General features: G+C 63.4%; 8 protein-coding genes. 7 read left to right on the plus strand and 1 reads right to left on the minus strand.

Annotated elements, in window-relative coordinates:
- Positions 1-169 precede the first annotated feature (169 nt).
- The 5 genes from RMO51_RS03225 (at position 170) to RMO51_RS03245 (ending at position 9,361) form a co-directional block, all read left to right on the plus strand.
- A complete protein-coding gene (locus tag RMO51_RS03225) occupies positions 170-3,181 on the plus strand; it encodes a SusC/RagA family TonB-linked outer membrane protein (protein ID WP_310391931.1) in 3,012 nt (1,003 codons plus the stop codon).
- A 185-nt stretch (positions 3,182-3,366) separates the two neighbouring features.
- Positions 3,367-4,962: a RagB/SusD family nutrient uptake outer membrane protein gene (locus RMO51_RS03230; protein ID WP_310391933.1), complete on the plus strand. Its 1,596-nt coding sequence runs from the start codon at positions 3,367-3,369 to the stop codon at positions 4,960-4,962.
- Positions 4,963-5,190: 228 nt separating this feature from the next.
- Positions 5,191-6,258: a phosphatidylinositol-specific phospholipase C1-like protein gene (locus tag RMO51_RS03235; protein WP_310391935.1), complete on the plus strand. Its 1,068-nt coding sequence runs from the start codon at positions 5,191-5,193 to the stop codon at positions 6,256-6,258.
- Between the two features lie 43 nt (positions 6,259-6,301).
- Complete coding sequence (locus tag RMO51_RS03240) at positions 6,302-8,581, plus strand: GH92 family glycosyl hydrolase (RefSeq protein ID WP_310391937.1); 2,280 nt, start codon at positions 6,302-6,304, stop codon at positions 8,579-8,581.
- 216 nt (positions 8,582-8,797) lie between these two features.
- The gene (locus tag RMO51_RS03245) at positions 8,798-9,361 is read left to right on the plus strand and encodes a hypothetical protein (RefSeq protein WP_310391939.1); all 564 of its coding nucleotides are present in this window, start codon (positions 8,798-8,800) and stop codon (positions 9,359-9,361) included.
- Between the two features lie 245 nt (positions 9,362-9,606).
- Here RMO51_RS03245 and RMO51_RS03250 read toward each other — a convergent pair whose 3' ends face one another.
- Positions 9,607-12,345: a bifunctional YncE family protein/alkaline phosphatase family protein gene (locus RMO51_RS03250; protein ID WP_310391941.1), complete on the minus strand. Its 2,739-nt coding sequence runs from the start codon at positions 12,343-12,345 to the stop codon at positions 9,607-9,609.
- Positions 12,346-12,545: 200 nt separating this feature from the next.
- On the opposite strand from RMO51_RS03250, the gene RMO51_RS03255 reads away from it, so the two are divergent.
- Both RMO51_RS03255 and RMO51_RS03260 read left to right on the plus strand, forming a co-directional pair.
- On the plus strand, positions 12,546-14,645 hold the full coding sequence (locus RMO51_RS03255; RefSeq protein ID WP_310391942.1) for a DNA polymerase III subunit gamma/tau: 2,100 nt from the start codon (positions 12,546-12,548) through the stop codon (positions 14,643-14,645).
- A gap of 224 nt (positions 14,646-14,869) precedes the next feature.
- Positions 14,870-17,938 (plus strand): insulinase family protein, encoded by a 3,069-nt coding sequence (locus RMO51_RS03260; RefSeq protein ID WP_310391944.1) that lies wholly within the window; start codon positions 14,870-14,872, stop codon positions 17,936-17,938.
- Positions 17,939-18,019: the final 81 nt, after the last annotated feature.

The raw sequence follows: 18,019 nt of genomic DNA on the forward strand, positions 1-18,019 counted from the left end.
AATAACCGGGGCAGAATTTTGCATTGCGTGGTCCCAGAGCCGCGCCGCTTCGCTGCGCAGACCTTCTGATTCTCCTCTGCCCGGTGGCGACCAGCCCCGCTTCGGAACGCCGAGCGGGGCCGGCGCCCTCCCGCTTGCAACGGTGCATCCATTCCAACCCAATTTTGCTATGAGACAATTTTTTACCCCTGCCCGCACGGGCGGGCCGCGCCGGTTGGCCGGCCTGGTGCTGCTCCTGGCCTTGTGCGCATTCGCCCGCCCCGCACGGGCCCAAACCCGGACCGTGCAGGGCCGGGTCGTGACGGCCAAAGGCGACGCGCTGCCGGGCGTGAACGTGCTGCTCCAGGGCAGCTCGACCGGCACCACGACCAGCGCCGGCGGCGACTACTCGCTGGCCCTGCCGGCCGACGCGACCGCGCCGGTGCTCGTGTTTTCGTTCGTGGGCTTTCAGGCGCAGCAGGTGCCCGTGGGCAGCCAGGCCACCATCGACGTGACACTGGTGGACGATGCCCAGCAGTTGAAGGACGTGGTGGTCATCGGCTACGGCACGGCCACCAAGCAGGACATCATCGGGTCCGTGAGCTCCGTTAAGTCGGAGGAATTCAACCAGGGCGTGCTGATTTCGCCCGCCCAACTGCTGCAAGGCAAAGTGCCGGGCCTGAACATCACCAAGAGCGGCGACCCCAACCAGCGGCCTTCGGTCGTGCTGCGCGGGCCGTCCACCATTCGCACCGTGAACGGGGGCGTCACGGAGCCGTTCTACGTCATCGACGGCGTGCCGGGCGCTTCGGTCGACCTGCTGGCGCCCGACGACATCGAAAGCATCGACGTGCTGAAGGATGCGTCCTCCACCGCCATCTACGGCACCCGGGCCGCCAACGGCGTCATCATCATCACCACGAAAAGGGCCAAGCCCGGCCAGGCCCGGCTTACCTACAGCGCCTACGGCGCGATGGAGAAAGTATCGAAACAGATTGACATGCTGAATGGCGACGAGCTGCGCCAGTACCTGCTCGACAACGGGGTGCGGCCCCTGGCCGTGCCGCTCGACGACGACGGTTCCAACACCAACTGGCAGGACCTGGTGCAGCGCACCGGCTACTCCACCAACCACAACCTGTCGTTCGGGGCCGCGGCCAACAACACCGAGTACGGGGCGAGCGTCAATTACCTGAAAAACAACGGCGTGTTGAAGCGCACTTCCCTGGAGCGCACCATTTACCGGGGCTACATCAACCAGCGATTTTTCAACAACCGGCTGAAGCTGGGCATCAACTTGGTGAACAGCACCACCACCCAGAACGATGTTCCGCAGGCCCAGCTGCTGCCGGCCATGCTGTTCTACCTGCCCACGGTGGGCCCGTTCAACCCCGACGGTACTTACAAAGAGAATTTTGCCCGGACGGGCAGCGGCACGCTCAACCCGCTGTCGCTGCTGGACAACAACACGTTCGTCACCAACGACACCCGGACGCTGATAAACGGCATCGTGCAGGTCGACATTCTGGAAGGGCTGAAGTTCACGCTCACCGGCGCCGCCCAGAAAGACCAGAACAACCTGAATAGCTACCTCAACCGGCAGTCGGGGCTGGCCGTGAACCTGGGCGGGGTGGCCCGGCGCAACGAGTACCGGACCACCAACGACGTGTTTGAGTCGTACCTGAACTACGACCGGGATTTCGGCAAGCACGGCGTGAAGCTGCTGGCCGGCTACTCCTTCCAGCAGGACCGCACCAACGACGGGTTCGGGATTACGACCCAGAACTTCGCCAGCGACGCGCTCAGCTACAACAACCTGTACCTGTCGAACCCGTCGTCCCTCGCCCAGATTGCGTTCGACAACAACCCCATTTCCACCCTGCGCCTGGAGTCGCAGTACGGCCGCGTGCAGTACCAGTACGCCGACCGCTACCTGGTGCAGGCGTCGTTGCGGCGCGACGGCTCGTCGGCCTTCGGGGTGAACAACCGGTACGGCCTGTTTCCGAGCGCGGCCGTGGGTTGGCGCATCATCAACGAGCCGTTTATGACGGGCCTGCCGATGGTTTCGGACCTGAAGCTGCGGGCCGGGTTCGGGGTGTCGGGCAACAGCCAGGGCTTCGACGCGTTTTCGGCCATCCTGATTTACGGCACGCCGCCCGGCAACACCAAGTACCTGAACAACGGCGTGATTTCCAACGTGCTGAACGCGGTGCGCAACGAAAACCCGGACCTGAAGTGGGAAAGCACCGCCACCACCAACGTGGGCCTGGATTTCGGCCTGCTCAACAACCGCATCAGCGGCTCGGTGGATGTGTACCTCAAAAAAACCAGCGACTTGATTAACGACGTGCTGCCCGTGTCGTCGACGCAGTTTCAGTACACCACCTACACGGCCAACGTGGGCAGCATGACCAACAAGGGCGTGGAAGTGGTGCTGAACCTGGTCCCGATTCAAACCCCGAATTTCACCTGGCGCTCGTCGCCGAATTTCGCGCACAACGTCAACAACATCGATAACCTGTCGACCGACCGGTTCACCATCCCGTTCATCCAGACCGCGGTGCTCGGCGGCAAGGGCCAGAGCTTCAACTACAGCCAGATTGTGCAGCCGGGCTCGGCCCTGGGCACGTTCAAGCTGTGGCACTACGTGGGCAAAAACGAGGCCGGCGTGAGCACCTTCCAGCGGGCCGACGGCAGCATCACCCCCACCCAGCCCCTGACCACCGACATGCAACTGGCGGGCAGCGCGCAGCCCCGGTTCATCTACGGCTGGACCAACAGCTTTGCCTACAAAGGCTTCGACCTGAATTTTCTGGTGCGCGGCGTGTACGGCAACAAAATCCTGAACGCCACCCTGGCCGCGCTCAACAACCCCGCCGACTCGCGCCTCCAGAACATCCCGCGGTTCACGCTAGGCGAGTCGTTCAACGACATCAACGGCTACCTGATATCCGACCGTTTCCTGGAAAGCGGCTCGTACCTGCGCATGGACAACGCCACGCTGGGCTACACCATCAAACCCAACACGCCGAGCGTCAAAGCCGTCCGGCTCTACGTGTCGGGCAACAACCTGTTCGTGCTGACCGACTACCGCGGCATCGACCCGGAAATCAACATCGGGGGCCTAACGCCAGGCATCGATAACAACAACTTCTATCCGAAAACCCGGACGCTCATCGTCGGGCTCACCGCTTCCTTTTAGGGGGTGGGCCACTTAAACAAACCGTCATGCAGAGCGCAGCGAAGCATCTCGCTCGGGAAAGTAATCCAGTCGTTGAACGAAGCACGCCAGATGCTTCGCTGCGCTCTGCATGACGGTCCAGTTTAAGATAATTGATTCAAAATCCTTCCAAGGGGCAGTTTTCCTCATTGCCGAAAGAAATTCAGATGAAAAAGCAAGCTCTAGTTCTCGCCGTGCTGCTCCTGGTGCTGGGCACCAATTCCTGCAAAAAACTGGACGTTCCGGTCGAGTCGCAGTTCGTGGAGGCCAACTTTCCCAAGACCGTAGCCGACTACAACGCCTCCATCGGGGCCATCTACTCCAACCTGTCGTCCAACTTCGCGGTGAACTACTGGCGGATGCAGGAGCTGGCCACGGACGAGGCCATCCTGCCCGCCCGCGACGGCAACTTCGACGACGGCGGCCAGTACCGGCAGCTGCACTACCACACCTGGACGCCCGACCACCCCAACGTCAATGGTATTTGGCAGTGGGCATTCGGCGGCATCATCACCTGCAACCGGCTCCTCAACATCACCAACACGTTCGGCTTCCCGCCGGCCGAGCAAGCCGCCAAGCTGGCCGAAATCCGGGCCATGCGGGCGCTGTACTACTTCTTTCTGATGGACCTGTACGGCAACGTGCCCATCATCACCGATTACCCCATCCGGGACGCGCCGGCCACGCAGGACCGCGCGGAGGTGTTCCGGTTCATCGAAAGCGAACTGCTGGACGTGGTGCAGCAATTGCCCGCCAAAACCAGCGTGGCCGCCACCAGCACGCTCCAGTACGGCCGGCCCACCAAGGCCATGGCGTTTGCGCTGCTCGAAAAACTCTACCTCAACGCCCCGGTGTACACCGGAACCCCGCGCTACCCCGACGTGGTGAGCATGGCCGACAGCGTGCTCAAAAACCCCAACTACAGCCTGGATGCCCGCTACCGGGACATCTTTCTGCCGAACAACGGCCCGCAGATTCGGGAAACCATCTTCGCCATTCCCTACGACCAGCAGATTCCCGGCAATCAGTTCACGCGGTTCGGGTTCTTCTTCTTCCTGGCCAATGCCTACGGCTTCAACGTGGGCCTGAGCATTGCCATGAGCACGACGCCCGAATTTTACGCCCGGTTCAACCTGCCCGGCGATTTTCGGACCACCACCTGGCTGGCGGGCCCCCAGTTCGTGCCCGACGGCAACGGCGGCTTCACGACCACGCCGGTGAACTACCCCAACCCGGCCACCCAGCAGATTGTCATCAACCCGGTGCTGACCCTGGTGCCGGGCAAGCCGATGGACCTGGGCAACACCCTCGCCGCCCAGTCGCAGGGCGTGCGCTCCATTAAGTATTACCCCGACCCCACCATCATCCAGGCCACGCGCCTGAACGGCAACGACGTGCCGGTGTTCCGCCTCGCCGACGTGCTGCTGATGAAGGCCGAGGCCATTCTGCGCGGGGCCGCGCCCACCACCGTGAACGGGGAATTGCAAACGCCGCTATTGCTGGTGAACAAAATCCGGGCGCGCGCCGGGGCTCAGGCCGCCACGTCCATCGACCTGAACGGCATGCTTGACGAGCGGGCCCGGGAGCTGTTCTGGGAAGCGTGGCGGCGCAACGACCTCATCCGCTTCGACCAGTTTGAAGTGGAATACCCCCTGCCCAACGACGTGCTCAAAATGGACAAAAGCGCCTTCCGCCGGCTCTATCCGGTGCCCACCAACGAGCTGCGGCTGAATACCAACCTGCGGCAAAACCCGGGCTATTGAGCGGCCGCCTTCAGGGATAACCTCACCCCCTGACCCCCTCTCCGCATGAGGGGGGGCACCGGTCTTGGTCAGTTAAAAGTTAAAAGTGAAGAGTTAAAAAGCAGGCGACACGTTTAATCCTTGTCCGGTGCCCCCTCTTTTTGGGAGAGGGGGTCAGGGGGTGAGGTTGCCCCGCCCGAGTTGCCGCGCGGCACGATGTTCTTGATTTCCCAACGCACAGAAAAGCCCATGAAATTGCTGTTTGCCTTCCTTGCCCTGGTGTTTGCCTCAATTTTCAGCGCCGAAAAAGCCGGGGCGCCGCTCATGAATCAAGTCCAGGTTATCGGGTCGCACAACAGCTACAAGCAGCTCATCGACCCGAAGCTGTTCAGCATGCTCCACGGGATGGATTCGACGGGCATGAACAAGATTGACTACGGCCACCTGACCCTGACCGAGCAGCTCAATATGGGCCTGCTAGCGTTGGAAATCGACGTATACGCTGACGCCAGTGGCGGTAAGTACGCCCACCCCAAGGGCCTGGAATGGGTGCCCGGCCAGCAACCCTACGACGCGGAGAAGGTGATGGAGCAGCCCGGCTTTAAGGTGCTGCACGTCCAGGACATTGATTTTCGGAGCAACTGCCCCACCTTCAAGCTGTGCCTGGCGGAGCTGAAGCGCTGGTCGCTGGCCCACCCCGGCCACAACCCCGTCTTCATCACCATGAACGCCAAGGACGAGCAAATCAAGCGGCCGGGCTTCACCGTGCCCGAGCCCTTTACCGCGGCAGTGTTCGACCAGCTGGACAAGGAAATAACGGACAACCTGGGCGCGAATCTCGTGATTACGCCGGACCGGGTGCGCGGGAAATATGCGACGCTGGAAGCGGCCGTGCTGAAAAAAAACTGGCCCACGCTGAAGGAAGCCCAGGGAAAATTCGTGTTCATTCTGGACGAAACCGGCCCCAAGCGCGCCGCCTACATCGAAGGCCACCCGTCGCTGAAAGGCCGACTGCTGTTCGCCAATGCTGAGCCCGGCACGTCGGAAGCTGCCATCCACATCATGAACGACGCGAAGAAGGACCTGGCCGCCATCACCGCCCTGGTGAAGCAAGGCTACATCATCCGCACCCGGGCCGACAGCGACACCCAGGAGGCGAGGAGAAACGACAAAAGCAGCTTCGCCGCGGCCGAGCGGTCCGGCGCGCAAATCATCAGCACGGACTATTACGTGAAGAGCACCCGCTTCAAGTCGGATTACGTGGTGAGCTTCGACGGCGGGAAATATTACCGCCCAAACCCAGTGCTGGCGCAGTAGCTGCGCGCTGCATGACGTTCTCTCTGGTTCATTTTCAAATAGAATGCGTCATTGCAGAATCATTGGGTTGACGCTGGGCTTTTTGGGCCTAGCCCTGACCGCTCAAGGCCAGGCCTACCACCAGTACGTGGACCCCATGATAGGCTCGGAGGGCCTGGGGCGGGTGTTTATCGGGCCATCGTATCCGTTCGGGATGGTGAAGCCGGGGCCCGACTGCACCTCCAGCCCCAACAGCGGCTGGCTGGCCGAGCCCGTGCCGGTCACCGGCTTCGCGCAGGTGCACGTGAGCGGCACCGGCGGCGGCCCCAAGTACGGCAACATCCTGCTCATGCCCTTTAGCGGCGCGCTCGATAAGCTGGACCAGGCCGCGCACCGCGAAAGCGAGGACGTGGCCCTGGGCTACTACCGCGCGGTGCTGGTGCCGTCGCGCATCAAAGTCGAAATCACGGCCTCCCACAAAGTCAGCTTCTACCGGCTCACGTACCCGGCCAAGCAAGCCAAGGCGCTGAAGATTGACGCCGGGTTTTTCCTCGGCGAGCAGCCCGTGCCCGACGCCCGCGAGGCCCAGCAGTTCGTGGGCTCGGAAATCGAAGTGGTGTCGGATACCGAAATCCGGGGCTACAGCCGCATCCGGGGCGGGTGGAACAACGGCGGCGCCTACACGGTGTATTTCGCGGCGGTGTTCGACGCGCCGGTGGCGGATTTCTCGACCTGGAAGGGTACGAAGCTGTTTCCGGGCCAGCGGGCGCAAGTGGATTCGGGCGAGAAAACCGGGGCGCTGCTGCACTTTAAGGACGGCGGGCCGGATTCGGTGAAAGTGAAGGTGGGCATCTCGTTTCTGAGCACGGCCAAGGCCCGCGAAAACATCGGCGCGGAGATTCCGGGCTGGGACTTTGGGCCGGTGCTGGGCCGGCTGCGCAGCCGCTGGAACGCGCTGCTGGGCCGCGTCGAGCTGGACAAAACCACCCCGCCCGACCAGCAAAAGCTGTTCTACACCAGCCTGTACCACACCATGCTCATGCCCGTGAACCGCACGGACGAAAACCCGCTCTGGACCAGCGCCCAGCCCTATTACGACGATTTCTACGCCATCTGGGACACCTTCCGCTCCTCCAACCCGCTCATCACCCTGCTCGCCCCCAAGCAGGAGGCCGAGATTGTCAACTCGCTGATTAACATCTACCAGCACGACGGCTACCTGCCCGACGCCCGCAGCGGCAACGCCAACGGCCGCACCCAGGGCGGCTCCAACGCGGAGGTGCTCATCGCCGACGCCTTCGTGAAAAAACTGCCCGGCATCGACTACGTCCAGGGCCTGGCCGCCATGCTGAAGGACGCCACCGTGCCGCCCGGCGGCAACGAGGAGCAAGAGGGCCGGGGCGGCCTGCCCGAATACAACCGCCTCGGCTACGTGCCCCACGGCGTGCCCCGCGCCGGCAACCGCACCCTCGACTACGCCTACGACGACTTCTGCATCGCCACCGTGGCCAAGGGCCAGGGCCAGGACGCCGTGTACCAGCGCTTCCGCCGGCAGGCCAGCAACTGGCAAAACCTGTGGCGCGACGGCTACCGCAACCACGGCGCCACGGGCTTCATCATGCCCCGCGACGCCGCTGGAAAGTGGCTCGACAGCATCCCCTACGGCACCTCCAACATCCAGAAGCCCCGCTTCGTGTACACGCCGCTCATGCGCGAGTACCCGTGGTACGTGTGCCACTGGTGCGGTTTTTTCTACGAAGCCACGTCCTGGGAATACTCGCTGAGCGTGCCGCACCAGGTGCCGGTGGTCATCGCCAAGTCGGGCGGCAACGCGGCGTTTCAGGCGCGGCTCGACACCCTGTTTGAGAAGCGCTACTACAACGTGGCCAACGAGCCGTCCTTCCTCACGCCCAGCCTCTACCACTGGATTGGCCGGCCCGATTTGAGCAGCCGCCGCATCCGGCGCATCATCGCCGACAACTTCAATACCACCCACTTCGGCCTGCCCGGCAACGACGATTCCGGGGCCATGTCCTCGTGGCTGGCCTTCCAACTGCTGGGCCTGTACCCCAACGCGGGCCAGTCGTACTACCTGCTCAACGCGCCGCTGGTGCGCCAGTCGGTGCTGCACCAGGAGGGCGGCAAGGACTTCACCATCACCGCCCGCAATTTCTCCCCCACCAACGTCTACATCACCGCCGCCCGGCTCAACGGCAAGCCCTTCAAACAAGCTTGGATTGAGCACCGCGACATCGTGCGGGGCGGCGAGCTGGTCCTGGAAATGGGCGCGCAGCCCTCTACCTGGGGCACCACCATCCTGCCACCCGACGGCAGCAAGCTGTGAGGCCTGCGCTCGCTCCGCCTGACGCCGGGACCTCACCCCCGGCCCCTCTCCCGCGGAGTGGGGAGCCTGACGACTTGTAGCCGTGCTACAAGGTGCATTTCCGGTGCCCCCTCTCCGCGGGAGAGGGGGTCAGGGGGTGAGGTTGCCGGGCGAACGAGATGCTTCGTTCAGCATGACAGTCTCCTAAATCATTAATACACCTGTTGCTCACCAACCATGAAAAAACTCCTGCTCCCGCTGCTGCTCCAGGCCTTCAGCTTCGCGGGCCACGCCCAGGCGCTGAAGCCGGCGGTGGGCGTGGGCACCACCTTCTCCTATCGGCTCGACCTGCACGGCCAGGGCGCGCCCTTCGAGCTCACGGTGAAAAGCATCCGCGACACGCTGAAGCTGGGCTGGCAAATCCGCAGCCTGGCCACCGGCACCTACGCCGTGTCGCCCGAAGCCTGGCAAAACGCCACTTCCCTGAACATGGCCCAGCCGCAGCCCTTCGTCACCGTGCCGCTGCCCAACCACCAAACCTTCCTGATGCTGTCGAAAAAAGCCTTCGCCGACCTGTTGGCCCAGCGCCGCTTCACCTACGACCGCACGGTGTACGTTCTGAAAGACGACCTGGCGGCCAATCCCTTGCTCGTGAAAGGCCAGCCGCTCGACGTGCTGCACGTCGTCGCCCAAAACGACCCCACCGAATTCTGGATTCTGAACAACGCAACCTTTCCGATTATCTGCCAGATAAAGCACAACCCGCTCGGTGTTGACTTTTTACTGAGCGCGGTGAAGTGATGGTCGTTTTATCGGCGTTTGAAATCTGCCATCCTTCATGCAGAGCGCAGCGAAGCATCTCGCGTGCTCCGTCCGCCCGCAACCTCACCCCCTGACCCCCTCTCCTCAAGAGAGGGGACACCGGTCTTGCGCGGGCGGCAGGCTCCCCTCTCCGCGGGAGAGGGGCCGGGGGTGAGGTCCCGGCGTCAGATGGCGCGAGCGAGATGCTTCGCTGCGCTCTGCATGACGTTCTTGTTTAATAAGGATTACTCATCGTCGTCCTCGTCGCGGCCGCTCAGGGCGGTGGGGTAGGGCTGGCTGCCTTTGGTCGAAAACCAAATGATGCGGTTCATCACGTCGTCGCGGCCGTTGTCGATGTGGTCGAATTCGGGGCCGGCCGAGAGGCGGCCGAAGCGCCGGGCCGCGCCGGTGAGCTTGCTGAGCGGCGGGTTGAGCCGGTGGATGGCGATGCGGGCGGGCAGGCTGCGGAAGGAGCGGGGATTGGGCCGGTCGGTGAAGCAGTCGAACATGGGCAGCGCCGTGGCATCCATGATGTTCATGGGCGGCAGGCCCAGAATCTGCTCAATGGAGCGTACCATGCAGGTCTGGTTGTAGTTTTTCGACACCGTGCGCCGCAGCCGGCTGTAGGGGCTGACCACGAAGCCCGTGGTGCGGTAGGCCGACACGTGGTCCCAGCCCGCCTGCGAGTCGTCCTCGGTCACGAACACGACGGTGTTTTTCCAGAACCGGCTTTTGGTCAGCGCCGCAATCATGCGGCCCAGGGCCAGGTCGTTGTCGGCCACCATGCCGCGCGGGGTGGGCATGCCGGGCCGGGTGCCCACCGTGTGGTCGCCCGCCAGGGCGATGACCGACAGCTCGGGAAAGGCGTCGCCGGGCTGCCGCTCGAAGTCGGCCAGCTCCTTGATAAACGCCCCGGCCCGCAGCTGGTCGGTGATTTTCAGGTCGTCGGCCCCCGGGTAATTGGGCGAGAGCAGCGGCCGCACCCGCGAAATGGTGCTGGTGTTGGTGAAGGCCAGCGGCCGGCCGGCCCGGTAGCCGTCGTAGATGTCGGTCCAGCTCAGCTTGGGGTCGTAGTGCGGCTGGCAGGCCTCGCCGTAGATGCGCACGGTTTTGCCGTGGTCGGCGGCGTTGTTCCAGATGAAGCCAGCCTCGCCGTACACCAGGGCGTCTTCTTGCACGTGCGGGTAGCTGCGAAACCAGGCCCGCACGTTCTTTTCCACATAGTCGGTCACCATTGCGGCGTCGGTCCACTGGTGCCCTTCGGCCGAGGATTTGCCGGAAACATAATAGTTGTCGAGCAGCAGAAACTCGCGGGCCAGCTGGTGCTGGTTGGGCGTCACGCTGTCGCCGAACACGCACAGCGACGGCATCCCCCGGCCCTCCGGCAGGTCGCCGAGCACCTGGTCGTAGGTTCGGTTTTCCTTGATGATGTAGACCACGTGCCGGAACACCGACGGCTCGCCGATGCGCGCGGGCATGGGCCGGGGCCGCACGCCGGGGCGGGGCCGCAGCCGGGCCAGCGCCTGCCGGAAGCTCAGGTTGAGGCGCCGCACCCGCGCCGTGTGCTCGGCCAGCTGCGCCGCCGTGGGCAGCGGAATCAGCGAAACCGTGGCCCGCTGGCGGTGCGAGTTGTACACGGTGGCCCCGCCGCCCGGCAGCTCGTCCAGGGTGCCGCCGGCCCGCCGGATGTCCTGGCTGCTCGTTCGCGCCCCTTCGCCCTCCAGGTTGCTCACGAACAGCGTGCGGGCCCCCAGCGCCAGCCCGCCCGGATATGCTTCCGTGGGAATGAAACCTTGCACCCGGCTGGGTCCGGCCGCCCCAGCGCCGCCCGCCGCCCGGCCCAGCGCCACCACGGCCACGGCGTTGTCGAGGCCGTTGGCTACGTACAGCGTCGTCCCATCGGCACTAATGGCCAGGGCGTTGGGCGTGTCGCCGCCGAAGCCCTGCGGCCCCGGCGTCAGCTGCACCCCAATGTCTTCGCTCACCTGCCGACGGGCCGCGTCGAGGACGCTCACCCGGTCGCTGTTGCCGTTGGCCACGTACACGTAGCGGCCGTCGGGGCTGACCAGCAGGGCGTTGGGGTGCAGGCCCACCGGCAGCTCGGCGCGCAGCTTGCCGTCGGCCTGGTCAAATACCGAAACGGTGCCCTGGGCGGTGGCGCCGGTTTTGGGGTCGATGTAGGCGCGGCCGTAGGGCACCCCGGCCGTTTCGCGGCGTAGGGTGTCGGTTGGGGCCGGGCCGCCCCAGTTGCTCACGAACACCTGCGGGCCCGCCAGCGCGAGGCCGTAGGGCGCCACGCCGGTGGGCCGCGTCCACACCGGCTGGCCGGTGGCCAGGTCCAGCTTCACCACCTGATTGTTGCCGTTGAGCACCACGTAGAGGTAGCGGCGGCCGGCCTCGGTGCTCAGGGCCAGGTCGTTGGGCAGGGCCAGCGGCGCCCCCACCGGCGCGAACGGAAACGCCCGGCGAATGCCGAGCCGCCCGTCCGCGTACACGGCCTCCAGCACGTAGGACTGCTTGTTTTGGCCATTGGCGGCGCTCCAGAACAGGTGCAGCCCGTCGGGTTCGTGGGCCACTTTCAGGCCGGCGTAAGTGCTCATCGAGCCGCGGTAGCGGACGTCGTCGGCGTAGGTCCAGCGGGCCACCACGCGGCGCTGGGCGGTGTCGAGCAGGGCAATGCCGTAGCGGTCCTCCACGGCGAGCAGCGGGGTGTCGGGCACCAGTTGCAGGTCCAGGCTGTGGTTTTCGAGGTTGGGGTCGCCGTAGGCTACCACGCGGCCGGCGGGGGATACCAGCCGGTTGTAGGGCAGGAGCAGTTCCGGCAGCCGGTTGCGGTGCAGGGTGCTGTCGTCGTAGGGGCTGTGCATATCCAGCTCCTCCCGGCTCACTGCCGGGTCTTCCTTGACTTTTGGGCCCGAGCACGCCGCCAGGCCAGAGCCCAGGCCGGCCAACAGCAGGTAAATGCACAGCGAACGGAAGTTCATGGGTACTTTTTGGCGGTAACGGGTGTTGCTACAAAAGCCCAAAAGACTGGCGGCAGCGTTTTTTCATCATTATCCCAGGGTTTCCAATCTGCTCGTTGGGCGCTTTTCGGGAAGGGGAAGGTCGGATAGTTTTGCCGGGGCTTTCGGTGCCGGCGGTGCATTTATGCGGTCCGTATCGGGTAACTTTGTCAACAGAGCTTATGGATAATTTCGTCGTTTCGGCCCGCAAGTACCGCCCTTCCACGTTTCGCAGCGTGGTGGGGCAGCAGCACGTCACCACCACGCTGCAAAACGCCATTCAGAGCCAGCACCTGGCCCAGGCGTTTCTGTTTTGCGGCCCGCGCGGAGTGGGCAAAACCACCTGCGCCCGCATCCTGGCCAAGACGATAAACTGCACCAACCTCTCGGCCGAAACCGAGGCCTGCGGGCGTTGCGCCTCCTGCGTCGCTTTTCAGGAAAACGCCTCGTTCAACGTGCACGAGCTGGACGCCGCTTCCAACAACTCGGTCGAGGACATCCGCTCGCTGGTGGAGCAGGTGCGCTACGCCCCGCAGGCCGGCAAGTACAAAATCTACATCATCGACGAGGTGCACATGCTCTCGAACGCGGCCTTCAACGCCTTTCTCAAGACGCTGGAGGAGCCGCCGAGCTACGCCATCTTCATCCTCGCCACCACCGAGCGCCACAAGATTATCCCCACCATCCTCTCGCGCTGCCAGATTTTCGACTTCAGCCGCATCAAGGTCGAAGACATGCGCGAGCACCTGCGCTACGTGGCCACCCAGGAGGGCATCGCGGCCGAGGACGACGCCCTGCACCTGCTGGCCCAAAAGGCCGACGGCGGCCTGCGCGACGCCTTATCGATGTTCGACCAGATGGTGACCTTCGGCGGCAACAACCTCACCTATAAGGAGGTGGTGCAGAACCTGCACATCCTCGACTACGATTATTACTTCCGCCTCGTTGACAGCCTGCTGACCGAAAACCTGTCGGCTGCGCTGCTCTTGCTGGATGAGGTGATGCAGAACGGTTTCGACCTGCACAACTTCGTGGTGGGCACCGCCGAGCACCTGCGCGGCCTGCTCGTGTGCAAAGACGCCGTGACCGTGCAGCTGCTGGAGGTGTCCGACGGCATCAAGCAGCGCTACGTGCAGCAGGCCCAGGCCGCGCCGCTGGCCTTCCTGCTCTCGGCCCTGAACCTCATCAGCCAGTGCGACCGCGAGTTCAAGCAGGCCAAAAACCAGCGCCTGCACGTCGAGCTGGCCCTGATGAAGCTGGCCTACCTGAACGGGGCCGTGCAGTTCGTCCGCGAGCTGAGCCCGGCCGCCAACGGGACCGCACCAGCCAACGGCGGGGCTAAAAAAAAAACTAGTGACCTAAATGGTGGGGGAGAAGCAGCCCCCGTTGCCCCAGCTCCAAGCAGCAACGGCAGCAACGGGCACGCCCAATACGCGCCCATAGCTTCGCCGGCCGCCATCACGCCGGCCGCTTCCTTCGCTTCGCCTGCTGCTTATGCAACTGAGTCGCCGGCCGCGGCCTATGAGGCGGCAACGCGGCCGGCCGTTTCCGCGGCATTGCCCGAATTCGAAGCCTTGCCCGCTGGCCGGGTAGCCCCGCCCGCCGACGGCCCCGAGCCGTTACCCGTCGAAAGCGGCGTGGAGGAGCTGCACGACACGCTCAGCATCGAGGCCGACCCGGCGCTGGCCATCTCCGAGCGCCACCAGATGCGCGACACGCTGCCGCACGTCGAAATTGGCGTGCCCAGCTTCGAGGGCCTTGAGCCCGCCCCGCGCCCCGCGCCGGCCGCGGCCTTCGCCAGAATTCCCAGCCTGGCCAACAAAATGCCGAGCCTGAAGGATTTGAGCAGCCGAACCGCGGCGGGCTCAGCGGCTTCGGCCGTGGCCGAGCCGCCGTTCACCAGCGGCCCGTTGACGGCCATTGACCCCGATTTGTTGCAGCGGGCGTGGCAGGAAATAGCCGAAGAGCGCCGGTTGCAGGAGCGGATGAGCGAATACTGGGTGCTGAACCGGCCCGTGACCGCCAACGCCGACCACGCCATCGAGCTGACCGTGGACAACCCCATTCAGGTGGACCAGTTCAACGAAATGCGGGTAGAATTCCTGGCCGAGCTGCGCCGCCGCACCGGCCACCCGCGCCTCACGGTGCAGCCCGTGGTGGCCACTGCCGCACCCAGCGCCCGCAAGCTCTACACGGCCACCGACAAGTTCGAGTACCTGGCCGAGCGGTTTCCCGCGTTGCGCGAGGCCAAACAGCGGCTGGGGCTGGAAGCCGATTTCTAGCGCAAGGTTGCGCAAAGGAGAAGGGAGGTTTCGCAAGGTTTGACCGAACGTCAACTTTGCGAAACCTCCCTTCTCTTTCGCGCAACTTTGCGCGTCAGGATTCTGCAATCGTTTGGGGAAAAGATACTAGTAACACCCGCGGAGGCGCTTGAGGCCGGAACAATCTGCCAAGGTATGATAAAAATTCGTTTTTTATTCCCCTATCAGCCAGCTACCTTTGTTTTTTGAACCACTCCAGCTACCCGCCCGCGTCTTTCGTGAAAAACAACTTTTTGCTGCTGATTCCGGCCCTGGCGGTGCTGGGTCTCGCCACGCAGTGCCAATCGAGCAAGCCGGCCACTGCTGTTCCAGCGCCGCCGCTTGCCGCCACCACGCCCGCCGCCAAGGAATACCGCTACGAATCGGTGCCCGGTGACCCGCTGGGCGTGCGTATTTACAAATTGGAGAACGGCCTGACGGTTTACCTGTCGGATTATAAGGATGCTCCGCGTATTCAGACCTATCTGGCCGTGCGGGCGGGTTCCAAGAACGACCCTGCCACGGCCACCGGCTTGGCGCATTACCTGGAGCACATGGTGTTCAAGGGCACCTCGAAGCTGGGCACCCAGGACTGGCCCCGGGAAAAAGCGGAGCTTGACAAGATTGAGGCGCTGTATGAAGTGTACCGCGGCCAGCGCAACGACCCGGCCGCCCGCAAGCGCACCTACCACCAGATTGACTCAATTTCGGGCGTGGCGGCCAAGTATGCCGTACCGAACGAGTACGACAAGGTGATGGGCGCCATCGGCGCCAAGGGCTCGAACGCGCACACCTCCAGCGAGGAAACGGTGTACCAGGAGGACATTCCGAGCAACCAGTTGGAGAAGTGGGCCGCCATCCAGGCCGAGCGGCTGCAGGAGATGGTGCCGCGCCTGTTCCACACGGAGTTGGAAGCGGTGTACGAGGAGAAAAACCGGGGGCTGGACAGCGACTTCAACAAGGAGTTTGAGGCGCTGAACGCCGCGCTGTACCCCACGCACCCCTACGGCACGCAGACGACCATCGGCACGATTGAGCACCTGCAAAACCCGTCCATTACGGAGATTAAGAAGTATTTCGGTCAGTACTACGTGCCCGGCAACGTAGCCCTGTGCCTGAGCGGTGACCTGGATTACGACGCCACCATTCGGCTCGTCGACAAATACTTTGGCGCGCTGCCGAGCAAGCCCGCGCCGGTGTTCAACGCCCCGGTGGAAAAGCCGCTCACCGCGCCCATTGTGCGCGAGGTGTTGGGGCCGCAGTCGGAAAACGTGATGCTGGGCTACCGCCTGCCCGGCAAGGCCACCCGCGACGGCCTGCGCCTGCGCATGTTGGATAAAATCCTGACCAACGGCCAGGCCGGTCTCATCGACCTCGACCTGAACCAGCAGCAGAAGGTGCTGGAAGCCGCTTCGTTCACCGACCTCAACGACGACTACTCCACCCACGTCATCTACGGCACGCCGCGGCAGGGCCAGAAGCTGGAAGAAGTGAAAAGCCTGCTGCTGGGCGAACTAGCCAAGGTGAAAGCCGGCAACTTTCCCGACTGGCTGATTCCGGCCATCATCAATAACGACAAGCTGAGCCGTACCAAGGGCTACGAAAGCAACGAGGCCCGCGCCAGCGCCATGTACGAGGCGTTTATTGAGCGCATCGACTGGAAAGACTACCTGAAGCAGCAGGACGATTTCGCCACGATTACGAAGGCCGAAATCGTCAAGTTTGCCAACGACAACTACGGCGAGAACTACGCCAACGTGTTCAAGCGCACCGGCACCGACCCCAACAAAGTGAAGGTGGTGAAGCCCGCCATCACGCCCGTGCCGGCCAACCGCGACGTGTCCTCGGCCTATTACAAGCAGTTGACGGCTATGCCCAGCACCGAGTTGCAGCCGGTGTTCGTGGATTACAAAAAGGACATTCAGGAAACGGCCCTCAGGCCCGGCCTGCCACTGTACTACACCAAGAACAGTGAAAACGGCCTGTTTAACCTGTATTACATCCTGGACGTGGGCACCAACAACGACCCGCGTTGGGGCTTGGCCGCCGACTACCTGCAGTACTTGGGCACCGGCCAGTATTCGGCCGCGCAGCTGCAGCAGGAATTCTACAAGCTGGGCTGCTCGTTCAGCGTGAGCAGCGGCCCCGACCGCATTTTTGTGACCCTGAACGGCCTCGACGCCAACCTGGAGCCGGCCCTGAAGCTATTCGAGCAACTGATAAACGCGCCCAAGCCCGATGCCGCCGCACTGAAAAACATGGTGGCCGGTACGCTCAAGCAGCGGCAGGATGCCAAGCTGGAGAAGGGCGTGATTCTGAACGCGGCCATGGTGAACTACGTGAAGTACGGTCCCAAAAACCCTTTCACGAATGTTCTTCCCGAGAAAGCGCTGAAGGCAATCAAGCCCGAGCAGTTGACGGCGTTGATTAAGAAGCTGCCGACGTACCAGCACCGGGTGCTGTACTACGGGCCGCGTCCAGCCACTGACGCTGCGCCAGCAGTTATCAAAGGAACTCCTACTGCTGAGGCTCCAACAGACGTGCTGTATCCGGGTTTGCTCTGGACACTCCGCAATGGTCACAAAACGCCCGCCAAGCTTACGCCTGCCCCCGCCGCCAAGGACTTTGCCGAGCAGCCGCTGAAGGATAAGAAGGTGTACTGGGTAGACTATAACATGGTGCAGGCCGAAATCCTGTTCCTGACCAAGGGCGACTTGTACAACAAGGAAATGGTGCCCACCGTGGCGCTCTACAACGAGTACTTCGGTGGCGGCATGGGCAGCATAGTGTTTCAGGACCTGCGCGAGAGCAAGGCCCTGGCCTATTCTGCTTCCTCGCGTTATTCAAATGCCGACAAGCTGGGCCGCTCCAACTACAACCTGAGCTACATCGGCACGCAGAGCGACAAGCTGCCCGAGGCCATGGCCGGTATGGAAGCCCTGCTCACCGACATGCCCGTGGCCGAGGCCAACCTGGAAATCGCCAAAAACGCCATCCGTAACAGTATCAGCACCGAGCGCATCACCAAGGGCAACGTGCTGCTGAGCTACGAGCGCGCCCGCCGCCTGGGCCTCGACTACGACCTGCGCCGCGACGTGTACGCCAGCACCCAGAAAATGACCTTCGATGAGTTGAAGAAATTCCAAACCACCAAGGTCAAAGGCCAAAACCAGGTCATTCTGGTTATTGGCGCCAAGGACCGGCTGAATTTCAAGGAGCTGGCCAAGTACGGCGCCGTGCAGCAGCTCACGCTGAAGGAGATTTTCGGCTATTGATTTTCTAGTTGCCAGTTGTTGGTTGTCAGTGGTCAGGCTGGCGGCCCTGGGGGCGTCCCGTCACCTGCAACAACCGACAGC

The organism is Hymenobacter sp. (assembly GCF_031398885.1).
GTDB lineage: Bacteria > Bacteroidota > Bacteroidia > Cytophagales > Hymenobacteraceae > Hymenobacter.

Coding starts and splice junctions, on each gene's coding strand:
- RMO51_RS03230 (WP_310391933.1), top strand. CDS start 3,367: ATGAAAAAGCAAGCTCTAGTTCTCGCCGTGCTGCTCCTGGTGCTGGGC.
- RMO51_RS03225 (WP_310391931.1), top strand. CDS start 170: ATGAGACAATTTTTTACCCCTGCCCGCACGGGCGGGCCGCGCCGGTTG.
- RMO51_RS03235 (WP_310391935.1), top strand. CDS start 5,191: ATGAAATTGCTGTTTGCCTTCCTTGCCCTGGTGTTTGCCTCAATTTTC.
- RMO51_RS03250 (WP_310391941.1), bottom strand. CDS start 12,345: ATGAACTTCCGTTCGCTGTGCATTTACCTGCTGTTGGCCGGCCTGGGC.
- RMO51_RS03240 (WP_310391937.1), top strand. CDS start 6,302: ATGCGTCATTGCAGAATCATTGGGTTGACGCTGGGCTTTTTGGGCCTA.
- RMO51_RS03255 (WP_310391942.1), top strand. CDS start 12,546: ATGGATAATTTCGTCGTTTCGGCCCGCAAGTACCGCCCTTCCACGTTT.
- RMO51_RS03245 (WP_310391939.1), top strand. CDS start 8,798: ATGAAAAAACTCCTGCTCCCGCTGCTGCTCCAGGCCTTCAGCTTCGCG.